Raw genomic sequence first — 20,456 nt, 5'->3', positions numbered from 1 at the left:
TAGAAGCTTTTTTCGTATTATCTCTTTTTTCGTATTATCTTTTTTTTTCGTATTATCTCTTTTGTATTTCCTGTGTCTTATGCCATCTGCGTCGGTTGTTGGAAACCTTCAGGGCATTGACGGCTTCTACTACACCATATACCAGCATTGCCCATCCGATAACGAGTAATGGAGCTGAGGCAATGGATGATGGGCTGAAGAGGGTGAACAGACCCAACAGCAGCAGGAGTGTAGGCATCAGCCAATATACGATACCCACTCTGCCCATCTTGGCAGCAGATACCAGAGTAGCCATTTGGGTTAGAGCGCCCATAATCAGTATTGCCGAGAGAATGAACATCAGCCAGGCAATGAATACATTTGGCATCAGTGCCAGTACCAGGCCGAAGATGAGTGAACCGAATCCTACAAGAGGAAAGTTAGGGCGCATACCTATGATTTGGTTGCCTTGTGCATCATAGAGATACTGTCCCTTCATTTTCTCTGCATTTCGCTTGGCACTCATATAACTGAGTAACGAGAATACGCCTGAGAGGAAAAACAACACACCGATGGCAATGGTAATCCAGGTGACTGTCTGTTCTCTGTATTGTATGAGTAGAGCACCTACAATGATGGCGCATAAGGCTCGAAATAATGAACTTTGTATTACTTTCATATCAATTGATTTAAAATGTTGTGTTGCAATATTGCGTTTCCTTTTCCTGAAAAGTATTTCCTTTCTATTGCAAAAGTACGAAAGATTTTTGATACCACAAGTTTTTTCTCCCGCTTTTATATCATATTTAACGCAATTTATTCCTTCATTTCAATTATTATCAGTAATTTTGTAAGCAAAAATAAAATAGATGGGTGAATGCCCATCTGATGATAAATATTCAATATGACAAAGCTATATTTAGTTCGACATGGTGAGACCATGGATAATGCCGCCCAGATTATGCAGGGGCAGACTCCAGGCAGGCTGAATGACGTGGGCATTCAGCAGGCTGAAGAAGTGGCAAGGAAAATGGCAAGTGACCACATTGACGTCTTCGTTTCGAGCGATCTTTATCGCAGTATGCAGACTTGTGCCATCATTGCCCGTCCCCATTTGGAGGCAGAAATGCACTTGAAGGGAACTGCAGATGCTTCTGCATTCTTGACGGAAGATGATATTCTCCAGAGAATAGAGACGACTCCTTTAATCAGAGAACGTGACTGGGGAGATTTTACGGGTAAGTTCATTCCTTCTCTTCCCAAAGACCCGAAGGATTGGCCGGACAATATCGAATCTCTGGAGCGGATGAAGTCGAGGGCGCAGAACTTCCTCACTTGGTTGAAGGTGGTATATCCTGATAAGACGATACTCGCAGTAGGTCATGGTATCATCAACAAGGCGATTCAGAGTGTGTATTACAAACGCCCGATGAATCAGATAGAGAAAATGGCGAATGCCGAGGTCAGGGTTCTCATTCTATAGACTAATCATAAAAATCAAAGTATATGAAAATTGCTCTTATCACAGGTGCAACCAGCGGAATTGGCGAGGGTTGTGCACGCCGCTTTGCAAGAGGTGGCTACGATTTGATCATTACGGGTAGAAACACCGGTAAACTGGAAATTCTCAAGAAAGAGTTGGAGGCAGAGGGGGTACAGGTCCTTGCTCTGGCTTTTGATGTGCGTAACCGTGAAGCGGCAAGAAAGGCTGTGGATTATATTCCGCAGGATTGGCGCAATATTGATGTGCTGATCAATAATGCAGGCTTGGCTCGTGGTCTGGAACCTGAGTATCAGGGTAGTTTCGAGGATTGGGATCAGATGATTGATACTAATATCAAGGGACTCCTCACCATGACTCGTCTGATAGTTCCTGGTATGGTGAGACGTAATCATGGACACATTATTAATATTGGTAGTGTGGCTGGTGATGCGGCTTACGCTGGTGGCAATGTATATTGTGCTACCAAGGCTGCCGTCAAGGCAATCACCGATGGCTTGCGTATTGATGTGGCTCATACCAAGGTGCGTGTTACCAATGTCAAGCCCGGCTTGGTGGAGACGAATTTCTCTAATGTCCGTTTCCATGGAGATAATCAGCGTGCTGCCAGTGTTTATCAGGGTATCGAACCATTGAATGGTGATGATATTGCGGATGTGGCTTTCTATGCTGCCAGTGCTCCGGAGCATGTGCAGATTGCAGAAGTCCTGGTTCTTGCTACCCATCAGGCTAATGGAACCGTTATCCATCGTGACTAATCTTTTATAAGTAAGTTCCGTACGCCCTCAGGGCGTGCGGAACTTACTTATTATATAATGTGGCAGAGTCGGTTGATATCCGACTCGAAGGTTTCCCTGTTGATCGCCTTGGCTCTCATTCCCGACTTGTAATTGTAGATGGTTTGGGTAGAGTAGTACAGCAGGGTTGCTATTTCCTGGCTATCCGTTACGCCCAGTCTCATCAGAGCATAGATTCTTACTTCGGTTGTCAGCTCCGTAGGAGATGGCAGCACAATATGGTGCTCTGGCTTGAGAAGCGTATTCAGTTCCTGGACGAAATTCGGATACAATTCCATGAAAGCCTTGTCGAAACGGATGTAGAACATTGACGATTCCTCTTCTGCCAGCTTGAAGCTGTTGATGCTCTTCAGTAAGTCGTCTGTCTGCTTGGCTTTTACCTTTCTGCTCACCAGTTTTCTGTAGTCATCCAACTTGCGGATATACAGGGCGCTGATATCCATGAAGAGGCTCATATAGGTTTCGCGTCGCTTGTTGGTATCCATCAGTCGCTGGTTGAGCTCTGCCAACTGCTTGTTCTGTGCCGCAATCTCCTTTCGGTTTTTCTTCAAACTGTTTTTCTGTTTGGTATTCACCACTGTAAGAATCAGGATGATGGTTAAGATGACGCAGGCACAGATGAATCCAATCTCCATACGGGTACGGGAGCGTTCTGCAGCCTCCTGGTTGCTTGTAACAATCACTGGCAGGATGTTTGAAATCTCTATCATACGGAGACGGTTGTTGAAAAACTGGGCATCCTCCATGGAATGTTGGATATATCGGGTGGCACGCTTGCTGTCGTCTTTGTCCGTTTCGTAGAGAAAATAGGCAAGTTTTTGGAGGGCTGTTGTCTCCTTGAGTTGGCAAATTCCATCAGACTCACTTGCCTCTACCAGATACTTCACATACAGATCATACTGTTCGAGGTCTCTGTAGTAACGGGCTATGCCGTATGCTGCCATAGGATGCAGTCGATCGTTTTTAGCCGTCATCTTTAAAGCTTTGAGATAACAGTCCAATACACTTCTGTGTGTAGGCGAGCTGAGAAATAAATATTCTCCCTTCAGATACTGGTAATATGCCGACTTCTTGCCTTTTTCATTGAAGTTTTCAAGCAAAATTCCCATATAATACTTCTTCTTGGCTTTGAAGTCGTTTGCAAATTCCGATTTGGCTGCGTAAGATTGCCAGTAATTGAACAGCCAGGCATAGGTGAAGTAGTAATACAGCTTCTGTTCGTAGGGCATTTGCTTAGGGTCGAGTGTCTCCAGAATGCCTTCCGCCTTGGCATAGAATCCTCCCACCGACAGCACGGATGCCCGGTGTATCTTGAAGTGAGTAATATAAAAGGTGTTATGGGTAGCTTCTGCCAGTTGGAGCCCTTTGCTCACATAGGCACATGATGAGTCGTAGCGATAGTTACTATAGGCACGATAGAGACTGTCGAGGTAGCATAACCTTTCTTCGGCAGTGATTGCATCGCCTGCCTGTCGTCTCAGTCGTTTGAGCTCCTTCTCTTTCTGTTGCTGGTAGTAGCTGTCCATTTCGATAGCATGGTCAACCCGCTCCAATAGCTTTTCCATATCGGTCTTGCCATAGGAGAGAAGTGGTATCATGATGAATAGTAAAAGTATGTACTGCTTCATTTTCTATACTATTTTTATCCTTTTGTACGATTTTTATTGTTTACGCTGCAAAGATATAGAAAAGATTTCTAATAAAAGCATTTACTTTGATAAAAATGCTTAAATGGGTTAAAATACTGATAATCGGTAGGTTATATACCTAGCAAATCTACATTCTATTTACTATACGCCTACTAGGGTGTACAGATAGCCAAAAAAGTACGTATCTTTGCAGCGGAATTCAAAAAAGCAGTAAAAATGACTTTGGTTTAAAAACCACTTCAAGTCTTCTAAAGTTTAAAGGTATATAAATATTCCTTTTGTTGATTTAGTATGTTGATTTAAATAACAGTATTAGTTTCTTAGGGGAAAGATTGATTGAAATAGGAAGCCTGCTTGATTGAATCTATTTGCTTTCAAAAAAGCAGCAATGCTTTACTATTATGTTTAGGAAAGACTCGTCGTTTTCTTGTGAAAGAAGGCGGCGGGCTTTTTGTTTTTACAGGGTTGTACTTCCTTAAAGTATAATTTATGTTACTATGAATCTTTTTGTCTTCATAAAAGTTGTGTAGCTCGGAATAATTCATTATCTTTGCCACATATTATATATATAATGTATTATCATTAACTAGTATCACAGCAAAATATGAATATATTAGTTACAGGCGCTAATGGTCAGCTCGGCCATGAAATGCAGATTTGCGCCAAAAACAGCAATCACAAGTTTGTCTTCACCGATGTAGCTGAAGGCTATGAGAAATTGGATATTACTAACCTCGACGCTATCCGCGAAAAGGTGAAGGAAAATGATATCCAGGTTATCGTTAACTGCGCTGCCTATACCAACGTGGATAAGGCGGAGAGCGATTTCGACCTCGCCAACCTGCTCAACAATACGGCAGCAGGCAACTTGGCTCAGGCGATGAAGGAAGTGGATGGAACCCTGATTCATGTGAGCACAGACTATGTGTTCCAGGGCGACAAGAACATCCCTTGCAAGGAAGACTGGGAAACCAATCCGCTCGGCGTATATGGCAAAACCAAGCTCGCCGGAGAAAAAAGCATCGAGGCTACCGGCTGCAAGCACATCATCATCCGTACGGCATGGCTCTACTCGCAGTGGGGTAAGAATTTCGTGAAGACGATGCAGAACCTCACGGCAAGTCACGACACCCTGAAGGTGGTATTTGACCAGGTGGGTACTCCTACCTATGCCGGCGATCTGGCTGCTGTCATCTCTCACATCATTGAGACCAACCAGCTCGACAAGACTGGCATCTATCATTTCTCTAACGAGGGTGTATGCTCTTGGTTCGATTTTGCCAAGATCATCTGCGAGCTCAGCGGAAACACCTGCGATATCCAGCCTTGCTACAGCGAGGAGTTCCCAAGCCCAGTGAAGCGTCCTCACTTCTCTGTGCTCGACAAGAGCAAGCTGAAGCAGACCTTCGGATTCAAGGTGCCATACTGGACAGACAGTTTGAAGAAATGTATCGCCGAATTGGCGGAAGCAAAATAATTATAATATAAAAAAGAATTGAAATGAAGAATATCATTATCACGGGCGGTGCTGGTTTCATCGGCTCACACGTAGTAAGACTTTTCGTGAACAAATATCCTGAGTATCACATCATCAACCTCGACAAGTTGACATACGCAGGTAACCTGGCTAACCTCAAGGACATTGAGGACAAGCCTAACTATACTTTCGTTAAGGGCGATATCTGCGATTTCGACCTGATGCTGAAGCTGATGCAGGACTACAAGGTGGATGGCATCATCCATCTCGCTGCCGAGAGTCATGTAGATAGAAGTATCAAGGATCCTTTCACTTTTGCTCATACCAACGTGATGGGTACCCTGTCTCTGCTCCAGGCTGCCAAGATTTACTGGGAGAGTCTTCCTGAGGGATATGAGGGCAAGCGTTTCTACCACATCTCTACCGATGAGGTTTACGGTGCATTGCAGATGACTCATCCTGAGGGCGTTCCTGCTTCTTTCACCACCAAGGCATCCAGCGGTAAGAACCACGAGGCTTACGGCGAGGAGTTCTTCCTGGAGACTACCAAGTATAATCCTCACTCTCCATACTCTGCATCTAAGGCAAGCTCAGACCACTTCGTGCGTGCTTTCCACGATACATACGGTATGCCAACCATCGTGACCAACTGTTCTAACAACTATGGTCCATACCAGTTCCCAGAGAAGTTGATTCCGCTGTTCATCAACAACATCCGTCATCGCAAGCCATTGCCTGTATATGGTAAGGGTGAGAATGTGCGCGACTGGTTGTATGTAGTAGATCATGCCCGTGCCATCGATATGATTTTCCACAGGGGTAAGATTGCCGAGACTTACAACATCGGCGGTTTCAACGAGTGGAAGAACATTGATATCATCAAGGTGGTCATCAAGACTGTTGACCGTCTGCTCGGCAGAAAGGAAGGCGAGGATATGGATCTCATCACTTACGTAACTGACAGAAAGGGTCACGATATGCGTTATGCCATCGACTCTCGCAAGCTTCAGAAGGAACTCGGTTGGGAGCCATCACTCCAGTTTGAGGAGGGTATCGAGGAGACCGTAAAATGGTATCTCGATAACCAGGAATGGATGGACAACGTTACCTCTGGCGATTACCAGAAGTACTATGACAACATGTATTCTAACCGTTAATAGACACCCTGTAAGAGCAAAAGCTTTCACTATCCCAAGCTTTTGCTCTTGCGGGGCTTTTTTTTGTTTTTCATCGATTAAAATCCCCTAAATATATTATTATTTCTTAATAATTCATTTTTTAGTACTTTGAAAACCCGAAAGTACGAAAAGTTTTTCTATCTTTGCAGCATCTAGAAAGATAAAAGTAATAGATATGAAAAAACAAGTAATTTTCGGCATTGCATTAGCGCTTGCTATTTTGTCATGCCTTCCTATGCAGGGACAGGAAAAAGTGGTTCCTCTGAAATATGGAAACATGGACCACTGGGTAATCAGAAATATCAAAGAGTCGGCTATCATTGGTGGTAATCAGAAAACCATTTATGCCGTAGGACCTAATATGACTATCCATGGCAATACTCCATATACCAATAAGGGTGGGTCTCCTTGGGGCTCATCCAATGTTCTTGCACATGTTTCCGGCATTTACAAGACCAATAATTCGGTTTATCGCGACAGGCACGGCAGTGGCTATTGCGCCAAACTGGAGACTCATATAGAAAAGGTAAAGGTGTTGGGACTTATCAATATCAAGGTACTTGCAGCTGGTTCCCTTTTCCTGGGAAATGTTCGTGAACCGATCACCAGTACCAAGGATGGTCCAAAGGCTATCAACTGGGGTATTCCGTTTACGGCTCGTCCTAAGGCTTTGCGTTTCGATTACAAGACCTCCCTTCCTAATGTTGCCAACCGTATCAAACAGAATGGATTCAGTGGTGCCTCTACTGTGGCTGGAAGAGACCATGCCATCGTGGTGCTCTATCTTCAGAAGCGTCACGAGGATGCCAAGGGTAATATCACAGCCAAGCGAGTGGGTACGATGGTGGTACGATACGGCAAGAGTACGAATGGATGGGTGGAAGATGCAACCTATACCATCCACTATGGTGATATCCGTCACATGGCTGGCTACCATGCCGCAACGATGGGACTCCGTTCTACCGATTATGCCCGCAACAGCAAGGGTAAGAGTGTGCCCGTAAGAGAAGTGGGATGGGCTGCTGCCGATGAAACGCCTACTCATCTCATTCTCCAGTTCTCTTCTTCGGATGGCGGTGCCTATATCGGAACACCAGGCAACACCTTGTGGATAGATAATGTGTCACTGGTATATTAATAATGTGTCACAGGTTTATTAGTGAATGACGAAAAAAGAATCAACAGGAAAATATTGACTTTATGAAGCATATTCTAATCATACTTTTTGCGATGATGGCATTGAGCAGCTATGCCTCGGAGCCAATTTCTTCAGATACTCTCTCTTCTGAGAAGGTGGATACAGCCCAGCAGGTCAAGAAATCGTGGATGACGCGATTCCTAGACTACTTCAATGATGCCAACAAGAACAAGCAGCATAAGCGGTTCGACTTCAGCGTAATCGGAGGTCCTCACTATGCTTCTGATACCAAGTTTGGTTTGGGAATGGTGGCTGCAGGACTTTACCGCACCGATCCTAACGATAGCATCTTGCCGCCTTCCAATGTATCGCTTTTCGGTGATGTCAGTTCGGTGGGCTTCTATATGTTGGGTGTTCGGGGTAATCATATAGCTCCTGCCGGTCGTTACCGCATTGATTATCATCTCTATTTCTATTCATTCCCTTCCGATTTCTGGGGAATCGGTTACGAGATGGGCGATAACGATGACAACAAGAGTGATATGAAGCGTTGGCAGGCTCAGGCAGAAGCCAGTTTTCTGTTCAGGGTAGCCGATAACTTCTATGTGGGACCAATGGCAGCTTACGACTATGTGATAGGCAAGCAGATAGAGCGCCCGGAATTGCTGCAGGGGATGGATAAGCATACCTGGAATGTAGGAGCGGGCGTATCTCTGGTTTATGACAACCGGGATAATCTTACCAATCCGCACCGGGGTATCTATCTGAATCTGAAGCAGATGTTCCGACCAAAATTTATGGGTAATGATTATGCTTTCAGTACGACTCACTTCCGTTTTGATGCCTATCAGCGACTGGGCAAGGGAACGATTCTTGCCGAGGATTTCGGAGCCAATCTCAATTTCGGCAATCCTTCATGGGGTATGATGGCGGAACTGGGAGGTACCAGTTCGATGCGCGGCTATTACGAGGGCCGCTATCGTGACAAGCATTCACTGGAGGCTACCGTGGAGTTGCGCCAGCATGTCTGGAAGCGAAATGGTATTGTGGTCTGGGCTGGAGCAGGTACAGTTTTCCCTAAGTTCTCTGCGTTGCGAAGCAGACAGATTCTGCCGAATGCGGGAGTAGGCTATCGCTGGGAGTTCAAGAAGAATGTGAATGTACGATTGGATTATGGATTTGGTAAGTCGGGACAGTCTGGCTTCCTCTTCAATATCAACGAGGCATTTTGATGAGACTTTTTCATGATGCATTCACGATGCTTTCACGATATGCTCTATATATATAATAAGGTGTAGTCTATGAATCATTCTATATGTAATACTATATATAATAAGGTGTCTTCGGGTACCTTCCTTTACTGGTATGCGGTGGTGTCATTGCTGCTGCCCAACATCGCCCTGTGCTTTACCGAAAGATTGTCTTTCTGGGCAGGCGCAGCCAATGTGCTGTTGCCCCTGGCTCTGTATATGTGGTTCTTTTCCGTAGCCAGATGTCCGGGCAAGATGGTATGGTGGGCATTTCTCTTTGTCTTTTTCGCAGCCTTCCAGCTGGTGTTGCTCTATCTCTTCGGTACAGGAGTGATAGCGGTGGATATGTTCCTGAATCTCGTGACTACCAATCCGGGAGAGGTGATGGAACTGCTGGACAATCTGGTACCTGCCGTGGTAGGTGTTTTTGTGATTTATCTTCCCTTGCTCATCCTGGCTGTCATCCATGTCAGGAAGAAGCATCAGATATCTGTCTCTTTTCAGCATCACGTTCGCAAATGGCTGATGGAGGTGGGGGCTATCGGCCTCTTCTGTCTGCTGGCATGCTATGTGGTGGTGGATGATTACCGGATGCGCAATCAGCTCTATCCTGTCAACGTCTGCTACAATCTCTATCTGGCTTTCGAGCGCAATGCGGCATCGGAAAATTACAGGGAGGCAAGCAGGGATTTCAAGTTTGATGCCAGGAGCGAGCACGATGCTGAGGCTCCAGAGGTGTATGTGATGGTGGTGGGTGAGACGGCGAGAGCCCACAACTTCAGTCTCTATGGCTATCCTCGTGATACCAATCCTCTGCTTTCCAAAACGCAGGGTATTATGGCTTTCCCTGATGCAACCACGCAGAGCAACACCACCCACAAGAGTGTTCCGATGCTTCTGTCTGCTGCATCGGCAGAGGATTTTGAGCGCCTTTTTCATGAGAAAGGCATTCTGGCAGCCTTCAGGGAAGCCGGATTCCATACCGTGTTTATCAGCAACCAGTTGCCCAATCATTCGTTTATCGATTTTCTGGGAGAACAGGCTGATGAGCATTACTTTCTGAAGAAGGAAGAATCTGCCCAGGGCAGTCACTATGATGAGGATTTGTTGCAGAAACTGGATGAGATATTGCCCAAGGCTGATGCTTCCTCGTCTGCCCATTACCATTATCGCAAGCTCTTCGTCGTTCTTCATACCTATGGTTCTCACTTCAATTATCAAGAGCGTTATCCCCGTAGTTTCGCTTATTTCAAGCCCGATAGCAGGAGTGAGGCAAAGTCGGAGAATCGGCGTGACCTCCTGAATGCCTATGATAATACCATCCGATATACCGATTATATCCTGCATGGTATCATTGAACGTCTGCAGAAATGGGAGGGGATACAGACTAAGACGGATGGGGTATATGGTCAGCCTATATCAGCGATGCTCTATACCAGCGATCATGGAGAGAATATTTTCGATGATGAGCGCTGCCTCTTCCTTCATGCTGCCCCGAAGGCTTCGGATTACGAACTGCATGTGCCTTTCATCATCTGGACTTCGCAAGGCTTTGATAAGAAATATCCGAAGGTAGTGAAAGCTCTGGCGGATAACCGTACCAAGCAGGTTCAGACGAGTCTTTCGGCATTCCATACCATGTTGGGCATCGGTGGCATTCAGACCCATTATCGTCAGGATGAATACTCGGTGGCAAGTGATAAATATCATCCGGTAAAGTTGCTCTATCTCGATGATCATGACGAGGCAATACCGCAGGAAGATGCCAAGTTTTTGCGTTAAATTCTAAGCCAAAAGGCTTTCTTACAGCAAAATACATGAAAAGAGTTTTCGTAAATATCAATTATTTGCGAAAACTCTTTGTCGTATCTATAATTTGCTGTATCTTTGCACCCGGATTTAGATAATAATAAAAATACAGTTGTTATGGAACCAACTCGAAAAATCGAAAAGGTGAGCATGCGCAACCTCCACATGGAGGATTATGACCAGCTCGCCAAGTCGTTTAAGCGTATTTACGCAGACTCAGATGTATTCTGGACAAAAGAACAGATTAAGAAACTCATTACTATCTTTCCTGAGGGACAGGTGGTTATCATCGTGGATGATAAGATTGTGGGCTGTGCGCTCTCTATCATTGTCAACTATAATATGGTGAAAGGCGACCATACCTATGCTCAGGTGACAGGTAATGAAACCTTCAATACCCACGATCCTAATGGAAACATCCTTTACGGCATCGAGGTGTTTATCCACCCAGACTATCGTGGCTTGCGATTGGCTCGCCGTATGTATGAGTATCGCAAGGAACTCTGCGAGAAGCTCAACCTGAAGGCGATCATGTTTGGTGGTCGTATTCCAAACTATCATAAGTATGCCGACAAGATGCGCCCTAAGGAGTACATCGAGCACGTAAGAAACCGTGAGATTTACGACCCGGTTCTTACCTTCCAGCTTTCCAACGACTTCCACGTTCGCCGTGTCATCCGCAACTATCTTCCTAGTGACGAGGAGAGCGAACACTGCGCAACCCTCTTGCAGTGGGATAATATCTACTATCAGCCACCTACGGATTCCTATGTAGATAGAAAACCAACCGTGCGAATCGGTCTGGTACAGTGGCAGATGCGTCCATACGCTTCGGTAGACGACCTTTTTGAGCAGGTAGAGTTCTTCGTGGATTCCGTGAGCGATTACAAGAGCGATTTTATCCTCTTCCCAGAGTATTTCAATGCGCCATTGATGGCGAGATTCAACGATTTGGGTGAGGCACAGAGCATCCGCATGATGGCTCAATATACCGATGAGATTCGTGACCGATTCCGTGAACTTGCCATCAGCTACAACATCAATATCATCACGGGTAGTATGCCTTATCTCAAGGATGATTCCCTCTACAATGTCGGTTTCCTTTGCCGTAGAGATGGTAGCGTGGATATGTACGAGAAGATTCACGTAACTCCTGATGAGCAGAAGTGCTGGGGCTTGAGCGGTGGTAGCCATATCCAGACCTTTGATACTGATTGTGGTAAGATTGGTATCGTGATCTGCTATGATGTGGAGTTCCCTGAACTTTCTCGTCTGATGGCAGAGGATGGTATGCAGATCCTCTTCGTTCCATTCATGACCGATACGCAGAATGCTTACTCTAGAGTAAGAGTCTGTGCACAGGCACGTGCTATTGAGAACGAATGCTATGTAGCCATTGCTGGTAGTGTGGGTAACCTGCCACGTGTTCACAACATGGATATCCAATATGCCCAGAGTGCTGTATTCACTCCTTGCGACTTTGCCTTCCCTAACGATGGCAAGCGTTCGGAGGCAACACCTAATACCGAGATGATTCTTGTATCAGATGTTGACTTGAATCTCTTGAATGAGCTTCATACCTACGGTGCCGTTCGAAATCTTCGTGACCGTCGCAAAGACTTGTACGACTTGAAACAGAAAAAGTAAGTTAAGTGAAGAGTGAAGAACGAAGAGTGAAGAATTCAATTGTATTGATATATAGATATATAAAGAATGTATAAGATAGACATCTCGGAGCGCACGCTCCACTTCAAGCAGCCGGCAGGCACGTCTCGTGGCGTATATACCACGAGACATAGTTATTATCTCACCCTTACATCGGATGAATTACCGGGAGTGGAGGGAGTGGGTGAGTGTGCTACGCTCCCTGATCTCAGTTGCGATGCCAAACCGGAATATGCTGTCACCCTTCGACAGGTATGTCAGATGGTGGAGCAGATGGGACGCATCCCATACGATATGATTCGTGCTTACCCTAGCATCACCTTCGGATTGGAGACAGCCTTTGCCTCTCTCTTCGATGCAGCGAAGAAGCAGGGATTTCCTATTTCTGTTCCTACAGGAATGGAGAACCTGGTAGATCTCTTCGACTCTCCTTTCGGAAAAGGAGAAGAGGGTATCACCATTAACGGACTGGTATGGATGGGTACTTATGAGGAGATGCTGGCACGACTGGAGGAGAAGCTCCAGGCGGGTTTCCATTGTGTGAAACTGAAGATTGGTGCCATTGATTTCTTCAAGGAACTCGATCTGATTAAGCGCATTCGTGATGTCTATACCCAGAAACAGGTAGAACTGAGAGTGGATGCCAATGGTGGTTTTCTGCCAGAGAATGCCATGAGCCAGTTGGAGGCTTTGGCTAAGTATGATATCCATTCCATTGAGCAGCCTATCAAGCAGCATCAGTGGCCTAAGATGGCGCAGCTCTGTAGAGAAACTCCGCTTCCTATCGCCCTGGATGAGGAGTTGATTGGTGTGAATGTCAGAAGTATGAAGGAGGCATTGCTCGATACCATTCGTCCACAGTATATCATCCTGAAGCCTTCGCTCCATGGTGGTATCTATGGTTGCAACGAGTGGATCCAGTTGGCCAGCCAGCGTGGTATTGGCAGTTGGATTACCTCGGCATTGGAGAGTAACATCGGACTGAATGCCATCGCACATTATGCAGCCAAGGTATATGGTCCGAATGTAGAGATGCCTCAGGGCTTAGGCACCGGTCAGCTCTTTACTGATAACATCCCAATGCCATTGGAAATCCGGGGGGATAAACTCTTTGTTGTAAAATAATATAATATTTTACCCCTATTTGTTTCGGCGGATTTGTAATCCGCCGCATCATTGGGTAACTATTGCGGATTTGTAATCCGCTAAGCAGGGTATAATTTAAATTATGACTTTAGAAGATTTCCTTTCTGAATGGAATAACGATAGTGACCGGGTGCTGGTGCATACCAGTGGCTCCACGGGAAAGCCCAAGCCGATGATGGTGGAGAAGAAGCGAATGCTCAACTCCGCCCGCATTACTTGTGATTTCCTGGGTTTGAAGCCTGGTGATAGCGCTCTGCTCTGTATGTCGCTTGATTATATCGCAGGTAAGATGGTGGTGGTGCGCAGTATTGAGCGCCATCTCCATCTTATTTCTGTTTCTCCTAGTGGTCATCCGCTGAAGGATATAAATTTGAAAGATGTAAATGGAAAAGATGTAAATGGGGAAATCACTTTTGCTGCCATGGTTCCGATGCAGGTGTATAACACCCTGCAGGTTCCTGAGGAGCGGGAGCGACTCACTCATATCCGCCATCTGATTATCGGAGGTGGAGCCATCGATGCATCCTTGGAAAAGGAACTCCAGGCTCTTCCTGGCAATATCGCTATCTGGAGCACCTACGGCATGACCGAAACCTTATCTCATATCGCCTTGCGAAGAATCAATGGCGCTGAGGCTAGCGAATGGTATCAGCCTTTTGATAGCGTGAAAATCAGTCAGACCGAAGAAGGCTGTCTCGTCATCGATGCCCCTCTTGTCTGTGCCGAAACCCTGGTAACGAATGATATTGTGGAAATAGAATCCTATATATATAATAAGGTGGAAAAAACTCGTTTCCGCATCAAGGGCAGGAAAGATAATGTGATCTGCAGTGGCGGTATCAAGATACAGATAGAAGAAGTAGAAGAATTTCTGAAACCTCATTTGGAAAAGCCTTTCATGATAGCCAAGAAGAAAGATGAGAAGTTTGGAGAAATTGCCGTTCTCCTGACTGAGGATGAGGATCTCAAAAAAGTAGAGGCGACTATCCGCCGCCTCTTATCTGGTAAATCAGATGATTCAAACAAATCATCTGAATCTAAAAGTCATAAATATTGGATTCCAAGGGAATACCTTCATGTAGATCATCTTCCGCTTACCGAAACTGGAAAGCCGAAGCGCTGCTGTTTGGCATAAAGATACAATAATGGCGGGTTGATAGCCCGCCATATTATATTATCCTTCTCTGAAGAAGTCGAGTGCTTCCTTGATTTCTTCTGTTGTAGCGGTCTGGTTGATGCGGATGTCTCCGATGGCTCCCATCATGGTGAAGTTGATGATGCCATTCTGGTTCTTCTTGTCGTGCTGCATCAGCTCTATCAGCTCGTCGTAGTCATCGCAGGTGATGTTCAGCGTACCGTAGTTCTCCTTGATGAAGGTCACGGTCTGGCGCATCTTCTCTGTTGGGAATCCTGTCTTTGCCACACTGAGATAAAGCTCAGGGATGAGACCGAATGCCACGGCATAACCATGAAGGATTGGCTTGCGCTTCAGCGCCCAGCTCTCGAAGGCATGACCGAAGGTATGTCCCAGGTTCAGTGCCTTGCGGATGCCCTTCTCATGAGGATCCTGTTCTACGATGCGCTCCTTTACCTTCACGCTGTCGCCCACCATGCGCTGCAACTGCTTCAGGTCTGGGTTGGCAAGGTCGAAGCTTACCAGCTCTTCCCACATTGCCTCGGTAGAAATCAAGCCGTGCTTCAGCATCTCGGCATAACCCGAACAGATGTTCTCGGCATCCAGGGTCTTCAGGAACTCGGTGTCGAGAATTACGAACTTAGAATCGTTGAAAACACCCACCTCATTCTTCAAACCTCCGAAGTTGATGCCGGTCTTTCCACCCACAGATGCATCTACCATCGCCAGCAGGGTAGTAGGAATATTGATGAAGTTGATGCCGCGCTTGAAGGTGCTGGCAGCAAAACCGCCGAGGTCGGTTACCATACCGCCTCCGAGGTTGATCATGCAAGAGTGACGTGAAGCGCCACCTTCCTGCAGTCCCTTCCATACCATCATCAGACTTTCGATGTCCTTATGACTGTCGCTAGCCGGAATCGTTATCACCTTGGCTTCCTTCATGCAGTAGAATTTCTGCAAAACCGGAAGGCACTTTTCCAGTGTGGTAGTATCTGTAAGCACAAACAGCTTGTCGTGCTCGCATTCTGAGAGAGCGCTTACCAGTTCGTTCTCCAGATGGGTTGATATGATTACTCTCTGATCCATAACATATATACTTTTAAAAGAAACTGACTTTCTGAGTCACCTTTTGTGGGCAACTCATTGTAAATTCACTTGCAAAGGTACGTTAAATCAGAGACAAAACAAAATAAAAAGCACTTTTTTATCTATAAAAGTTTAAACCTTGATATATTTTATGCGTCAAAAGAAGCAGAATGCCCCAAAAAGAGCAGCTGTTTTTTACAATTGTGCTTTTATCGGGTCTAATCATATAAGTAAGTCAAATATATAAGTAAGAAATAATAATAACGTCTATAATTAATGAAAAGATCTATTCTGATGATGCTTCTGGTGTTCGTAACCATGGCATCTTTTGCTCAGGATCGCTTGATTACCGGTGTGATTACCGACCGTGATACCAAGGATCCCGTAGAACAGGTAACGATTCAGTTACTCAAGACCGACAGTACCTATGTGTCGGGTGCTCTCAGCAATGAGCAGGGCCTCTTTCATATCAAGGCTCCTGCCAATGGCAAGTATTTACTTAAAATGTCGAGTGTAGGTTACAAGACTACCGTAAAGCGTATCGAGATTTCTGATGACAAGAATCTAGCGATGGGCAATGTGGTTCTCGGTGCAGATGCCATCATGCTGAAGGGTGCCGTGGTGACCGCCATGGCTCAGAAGGTGAACCTGAAGGAGGATACCTTCGTCTATAATTCGGCTGCTTACCGCACACCGGAAGGTTCGGTGGTTGAGGAGCTGGTGAAGCGCCTGCCGGGTGCTGAGGTAAGCGACGATGGTACCATCAAGATTAATGGTAAGGAAGTGAAAAAGATTCTCGTGGATGGTAAGGAGTTTATGACGGGCGATACTAAGACTGCCCTGAAGAACCTGCCTACCAGCATCATCGACAAGATCAAGGCTTACGATGAGAAGAGTGATCTCTCTAAGGTAACAGGTATTGATGATGGCGAGGAACAGACCGTGCTCGACTTCGGTGTGAAGAAGGGTATGAACAAGGGCTTGATTTCCAACATCGACCTGGGTGTAGGCAACAAGAGCCGCTACAATATGCGTGGTATGGGTGGTTATTTCAATGACAACAACCGATTCATGCTCTTTGCCAATGCCAATAATACCAGCGACCGTGGATTCGGTGGCGGTGGACCCGGTAGAGGATTCGGCGGTGCCAATGGCTTGAATGCCAGCAAGATGATAGCTGCCAACTACAACTATGAGTTGAAGAACAAGTTCAAGTTTAATACCTCTCTCCGCTGGAATCACAGCGATGGCGATGTATGGAGCAGTCGTTCCAGCGAGAACTTCATGGGTAGCAGCAGCTCTTTCAGCAATAGCCTGAGCCAGAGTTTCTCTCGCAGCAACAGTTGGAATGGCAACATCCGATTGGAGTGGATGCCTGATTCCATGACCAATATCCTCTTCCGTCCTTCCATTTCCTGGAGTACCAGCGATGGATTGAGTGGCAGCCAGTCGGCTTCTTACAACAAGGATCCTTATACCATTACCTCCAAAGACCCTCTTTCTGAGGAAGGTATTGAGGAGTTGGACAAGGCGGATGCCATGGTGAACAGCCAGTTGACCAATGGCATCACCTATTCTGATAATAACAATATCAACGGTATGTTGCAGATCAACCGCAAGTTGGGCAACAAGGGACGTAACATCACCTTCCGTGTAGATGCCAAATATACTGATAATGACAGCAAGAGCATCTCGCTCAACAATGCCAAGCTCTATCTCGTACAGACGGCAGAGGGTAAGGATTCTACTTATCAGACCAACCGCTATAACCTGACTCCTTCGAAGAATTATAGTTATGCGGGACAGTTGACCTATAGTGAGCCACTCTGGAAGGCAACCTTCCTGCAGTTCAGCTATAAGTTTACTTACAGCTACTCCAAGAGCGACCGCAGCACCTACGATTTCAGCAAGTATGCGATGAGTGGCGATCAGAAGTACCGTGGTTGGGATAGCTACTTGAATCCGTTCGCTGGTCAGCTCAATGATTACAAGGATGATGAGCTGAGCCGTTTCTCAGAGTATCGCAACTACAATCATGATATCCAGGTGATGATGCGATTCATCCGTCAGAAGTACAACCTGAACTTCGGTGTGATGGTTCAGCCACAGCAGTCTAAGTATATCCAGGATTATCAGGGAGTGCATGTAGATACGGTTCGCAATGTGGTGAATGTGAGTCCAACCCTCGATTTCCGCTATCGCTTCTCCAAGATGAGCAACCTGCGAATCAACTATCGTGGTACCACTTCTCAGCCAAGCATCTCGCAGTTGCTTGATATCACCGACAACAGCGACCCGCTGAACATCTCGATGGGTAACCCTGGCTTGAAGCCATCGTTCACCCAGAACTTCCGATTGTTCTACAACAACTTCGTGCAGAACCACAACAAGGGTATCATGACATTCGTCAACTTCTCTACCACCAACAATAGCATCAGCAATAAGGTGACCTATGATGAGACGACTGGTGGAAGAATTACCCGTCCGGAGAATATCAATGGTAACTGGAATGTGATGGGAGCCTTCATGTTCAACTGCTCTATCGACAGTGCAGGAGTCTGGAACCTGAATACCGATACCAATTTGGGTTACAACAACTACGTGAGCTATCTGAGTCTTGACAAGCAGTCAGATTCCCAGAAGAATACCACCCGAAGCACCACTTGGAGAGAACGCCTCTCTTTCAGTTATCGCAACGATTGGTTGGAGCTCTCGCTCGATGGAACATTGAATTATAACCATGCCAAGAACAAGTTGCAGCCAAACAGCAACCTTGATACCTGGCAGTTCTCTTATGGACCAAGCATGACGCTTACAGCTCCTTGGGGAACCAGCTTGAACTCAAGCCTCTCTATCAGCAGTCGCCGTGGCTATAACGACAGCAGTATGAATACTGATGAGTTTGTATGGAATGCCCAGCTCTCTCAGGGTTTCCTGAAGGGCAAGCCATTGACCATCATGCTCCAGTTCTACGATATCCTTCGTCAGCAGAGCACCTTCTCTCGTGCCATTTCTGCTACATCCCGTACGGATACGGAGTATAATGCTATCAACAGCTATGCGATGCTTCATGTGGTATATCGCTTGAATCTCTTCGGAGGCAAGCAGGCACGTCAGGGTGGTCCTGGTGGTCCTGGCGGTCCTGGTGGTCCTGGTGGCCGACCTGATTTCCGTGGTCGTCCATTCAATGGCGGTCATCCTGGAGGTGGTCCTGGTAGAATGTTCTAACGGAATGTTTGGATAAAGATAGATTTTCAGGGTAAAATTCAAATAGGTATGACAAAAGAAATCCCCGCTCTTCATGATGAGGAGCGGGGATTATTCTTTTCTATGTTAAATAGCGAAGGGGAATCGCTATCTTCATTTCCCTGATTAGAGAGTGAACTTGTAACCTACAGTAATCTGGATTACGTTGTTGTAGTGATCGTAGTTATCTGCAAGCTTAGTTACACCGATGTTGTAACGAGCATCGAAAACGATACCCTGGTACTCGTAAGAGAGACCTACTGGGATAGAGAGATCTACGGTCTTTGCGTCGTCCATATCATCCTTATTTACCAAGAAGCCTGGCTGCAAACCAGCCTTGAGAGCAAGACCAGCTACTGGGTAGTAGTTCAAAGTGATAGGCACATTGATGTAGCCTGGATTCCACTTAAAGTCATTCTTGATAGTTCCGCTTCCGATAGGAGTGTCAATATCTACATCCTTTCCCTTGAAGCCCTGTACAGAATAGAGTGCACCTACAGCGATACCGAAGTTGTCTGCAGCCTGATACTGCAACTCAGCACCAGCTGCGAAACCAGCCTTCCAGTCGTTATCACCGATTGTAGCAACGTTCAAACCTACCTTAGGCTGGAGAGTTGTTGTACCTGCAGCCTGCTGTGCGAAAGCACCTACTGAAGACAGCACCATAGCTGCCATTACAAATAATTTTTTCATAATCTCTAAATTATAAAATTAATAGTATGTTAATACTCACGATTGAGTAAGTTGGTAATCAGCTTATACTCTGATACCATAAATAACTGGTTGCAAAGATATAGGTTTTCTCTATTCGCTCCAAACTTTTTAAGCTTTATTTTCCATCATATTACAAAATGTAGCATACTTGTTCCCATATCGTATGTTTTTAGAAATTATTATCCCCTTTTTCTTGCAAAGTATCGGTTTTTATGGAAAAGAAAAAAGAGGATATAACTGATGCTATATCCTCTTTTGGTTATTTATGAATCTTCTTCGTCCCAGTCTTCTTCATCAAATCCAAACATGGCTGGATCAACGAAGGCATCCAGGGCACGGCGTTCTTTCTTGGTTGGGCGACCAGTGCCTCTTGCTCTATCTACGAATCCGCTGATGCGACTCATCTCCAGCAGTTCATACTGCTTAGGATCGGTCACGTTCTTATAGACTCCGAAGAGCATTTTGGCTCCTACACGCTGCTCTATGCAATCGAGCACCTCAAAAGAGTAGGTGATAGGGGCTTTCTTCACGCTCACCACGTCGCCACGCTTAATGATGAAGGAGGGTTTACGGGTTACGCCGCCTACAGTTACTCTGCCATTCTTGCAGGCATCGGCAGCAATGCTGCGAGTCTTGTAAATGCGGGCTGCCCAAAGCCACTTGTCTATTCTTGCAGATTCTTTCAT

The 20,456-nt window shown here is 45.8% G+C and carries 16 protein-coding genes; 11 read left to right on the top strand and 5 right to left on the bottom strand.

All coding sequences use genetic code 11. The annotated features are described in order from the left end of the window. Positions 1 to 52: 52 nt before the first annotated feature. Positions 53 to 658, bottom strand: coding sequence for a DUF308 domain-containing protein (locus CFT61_RS02440; protein ID WP_089542899.1), 606 nt, complete (start codon positions 656 to 658; stop codon positions 53 to 55). A gap of 225 nt (positions 659 to 883) precedes the next feature. Here CFT61_RS02440 and CFT61_RS02435 point away from each other — a divergent pair, with 225 nt between their 5' ends. Further along, positions 884 to 1,462, top strand: a complete 579-nt coding sequence (locus CFT61_RS02435; protein ID WP_089542898.1) for a histidine phosphatase family protein — start codon at positions 884 to 886, stop codon at positions 1,460 to 1,462. A gap of 23 nt (positions 1,463 to 1,485) precedes the next feature. Next, entirely contained in the window at positions 1,486 to 2,238 is a 753-nt protein-coding gene (locus CFT61_RS02430) for an SDR family oxidoreductase (RefSeq protein WP_089542897.1), read from the top strand. Positions 2,239 to 2,288: 50 nt separating this feature from the next. Here CFT61_RS02430 and CFT61_RS02425 read toward each other — a convergent pair whose 3' ends face one another. After that, the gene (locus tag CFT61_RS02425; RefSeq protein ID WP_089542896.1) at positions 2,289 to 3,905 is read right to left on the bottom strand and encodes a DUF6377 domain-containing protein; all 1,617 of its coding nucleotides are present in this window, start codon (positions 3,903 to 3,905) and stop codon (positions 2,289 to 2,291) included. Positions 3,906 to 4,530: 625 nt separating this feature from the next. Here CFT61_RS02425 and rfbD point away from each other — a divergent pair. The 8 genes from rfbD (at position 4,531) to CFT61_RS02385 (ending at position 14,724) form a co-directional block, all read left to right on the top strand. Beyond that, positions 4,531 to 5,403, top strand: coding sequence for a dTDP-4-dehydrorhamnose reductase (gene rfbD / locus CFT61_RS02420; RefSeq protein WP_089542895.1), 873 nt, complete (start codon positions 4,531 to 4,533; stop codon positions 5,401 to 5,403). Between the two features lie 23 nt (positions 5,404 to 5,426). After that, positions 5,427 to 6,560, top strand: coding sequence for a dTDP-glucose 4,6-dehydratase (locus tag CFT61_RS02415; protein ID WP_089542894.1), 1,134 nt, complete (start codon positions 5,427 to 5,429; stop codon positions 6,558 to 6,560). Between the two features lie 196 nt (positions 6,561 to 6,756). After that, positions 6,757 to 7,719, top strand: coding sequence for a PCMD domain-containing protein (locus CFT61_RS02410; protein WP_228115568.1), 963 nt, complete (start codon positions 6,757 to 6,759; stop codon positions 7,717 to 7,719). 62 nt (positions 7,720 to 7,781) lie between these two features. After that, positions 7,782 to 8,951 carry a BamA/TamA family outer membrane protein gene (locus tag CFT61_RS02405; RefSeq protein WP_089542892.1) on the top strand — a complete coding sequence of 390 codons (1,170 nt, stop codon included), beginning with the start codon at positions 7,782 to 7,784 and terminating at the stop codon, positions 8,949 to 8,951. A gap of 69 nt (positions 8,952 to 9,020) precedes the next feature. Continuing rightward, positions 9,021 to 10,751 carry a phosphoethanolamine transferase gene (locus CFT61_RS02400; RefSeq protein ID WP_089542891.1) on the top strand — a complete coding sequence of 577 codons (1,731 nt, stop codon included), beginning with the start codon at positions 9,021 to 9,023 and terminating at the stop codon, positions 10,749 to 10,751. A 144-nt stretch (positions 10,752 to 10,895) separates the two neighbouring features. Beyond that, entirely contained in the window at positions 10,896 to 12,425 is a 1,530-nt protein-coding gene (locus CFT61_RS02395; protein ID WP_089542890.1) for a carbon-nitrogen hydrolase family protein, read from the top strand. Positions 12,426 to 12,491: 66 nt separating this feature from the next. Next, positions 12,492 to 13,568: an o-succinylbenzoate synthase gene (locus tag CFT61_RS02390; RefSeq protein ID WP_089542889.1), complete on the top strand. Its 1,077-nt coding sequence runs from the start codon at positions 12,492 to 12,494 to the stop codon at positions 13,566 to 13,568. Between the two features lie 103 nt (positions 13,569 to 13,671). Beyond that, on the top strand, positions 13,672 to 14,724 hold the full coding sequence (locus CFT61_RS02385) for an AMP-binding protein (protein WP_089542888.1): 1,053 nt from the start codon (positions 13,672 to 13,674) through the stop codon (positions 14,722 to 14,724). Positions 14,725 to 14,763: 39 nt separating this feature from the next. Here the strand turns inward: CFT61_RS02385 and aroB are convergent, their stop codons facing one another. Beyond that, positions 14,764 to 15,810 carry a 3-dehydroquinate synthase gene (aroB, locus tag CFT61_RS02380; RefSeq protein WP_089542887.1) on the bottom strand — a complete coding sequence of 349 codons (1,047 nt, stop codon included), beginning with the start codon at positions 15,808 to 15,810 and terminating at the stop codon, positions 14,764 to 14,766. Between the two features lie 276 nt (positions 15,811 to 16,086). Here aroB and CFT61_RS02375 point away from each other — a divergent pair, with 276 nt between their 5' ends. Next, positions 16,087 to 19,038: a TonB-dependent receptor gene (locus tag CFT61_RS02375; RefSeq protein WP_089542886.1), complete on the top strand. Its 2,952-nt coding sequence runs from the start codon at positions 16,087 to 16,089 to the stop codon at positions 19,036 to 19,038. A gap of 144 nt (positions 19,039 to 19,182) precedes the next feature. Here CFT61_RS02375 and CFT61_RS02370 read toward each other — a convergent pair whose 3' ends face one another. Both CFT61_RS02370 and CFT61_RS02365 read right to left on the bottom strand, forming a co-directional pair. Then, entirely contained in the window at positions 19,183 to 19,749 is a 567-nt protein-coding gene (locus CFT61_RS02370) for a porin family protein (RefSeq protein WP_089542885.1), read from the bottom strand. A gap of 284 nt (positions 19,750 to 20,033) precedes the next feature. Then, positions 20,034 to 20,456, bottom strand: a complete 423-nt coding sequence (locus CFT61_RS02365; protein ID WP_089542884.1) for an RNA-binding S4 domain-containing protein — start codon at positions 20,454 to 20,456, stop codon at positions 20,034 to 20,036.

This window comes from Segatella copri (assembly GCF_002224675.1).
In the GTDB taxonomy this organism is placed as follows: Bacteria; Bacteroidota; Bacteroidia; order Bacteroidales; family Bacteroidaceae; genus Prevotella; species Prevotella copri_U.
This window is presented reverse-complemented; position numbering and strand designations above follow the sequence as displayed.

Coding starts and splice junctions, on each gene's coding strand:
- CFT61_RS02400 (WP_089542891.1), top strand. CDS start 9,021: ATGAATCATTCTATATGTAATACTATATATAATAAGGTGTCTTCGGGT.
- CFT61_RS02435 (WP_089542898.1), top strand. CDS start 884: ATGACAAAGCTATATTTAGTTCGACATGGTGAGACCATGGATAATGCC.
- CFT61_RS02410 (WP_228115568.1), top strand. CDS start 6,757: ATGAAAAAACAAGTAATTTTCGGCATTGCATTAGCGCTTGCTATTTTG.
- CFT61_RS02395 (WP_089542890.1), top strand. CDS start 10,896: ATGGAACCAACTCGAAAAATCGAAAAGGTGAGCATGCGCAACCTCCAC.
- CFT61_RS02375 (WP_089542886.1), top strand. CDS start 16,087: ATGAAAAGATCTATTCTGATGATGCTTCTGGTGTTCGTAACCATGGCA.
- CFT61_RS02440 (WP_089542899.1), bottom strand. CDS start 658: ATGAAAGTAATACAAAGTTCATTATTTCGAGCCTTATGCGCCATCATT.
- CFT61_RS02405 (WP_089542892.1), top strand. CDS start 7,782: ATGAAGCATATTCTAATCATACTTTTTGCGATGATGGCATTGAGCAGC.
- CFT61_RS02370 (WP_089542885.1), bottom strand. CDS start 19,749: ATGAAAAAATTATTTGTAATGGCAGCTATGGTGCTGTCTTCAGTAGGT.
- CFT61_RS02430 (WP_089542897.1), top strand. CDS start 1,486: ATGAAAATTGCTCTTATCACAGGTGCAACCAGCGGAATTGGCGAGGGT.
- CFT61_RS02385 (WP_089542888.1), top strand. CDS start 13,672: ATGACTTTAGAAGATTTCCTTTCTGAATGGAATAACGATAGTGACCGG.
- CFT61_RS02425 (WP_089542896.1), bottom strand. CDS start 3,905: ATGAAGCAGTACATACTTTTACTATTCATCATGATACCACTTCTCTCC.
- CFT61_RS02415 (WP_089542894.1), top strand. CDS start 5,427: ATGAAGAATATCATTATCACGGGCGGTGCTGGTTTCATCGGCTCACAC.
- CFT61_RS02365 (WP_089542884.1), bottom strand. CDS start 20,456: ATGAAAGAATCTGCAAGAATAGACAAGTGGCTTTGGGCAGCCCGCATT.
- rfbD (WP_089542895.1), top strand. CDS start 4,531: ATGAATATATTAGTTACAGGCGCTAATGGTCAGCTCGGCCATGAAATG.
- CFT61_RS02390 (WP_089542889.1), top strand. CDS start 12,492: ATGTATAAGATAGACATCTCGGAGCGCACGCTCCACTTCAAGCAGCCG.
- aroB (WP_089542887.1), bottom strand. CDS start 15,810: ATGGATCAGAGAGTAATCATATCAACCCATCTGGAGAACGAACTGGTA.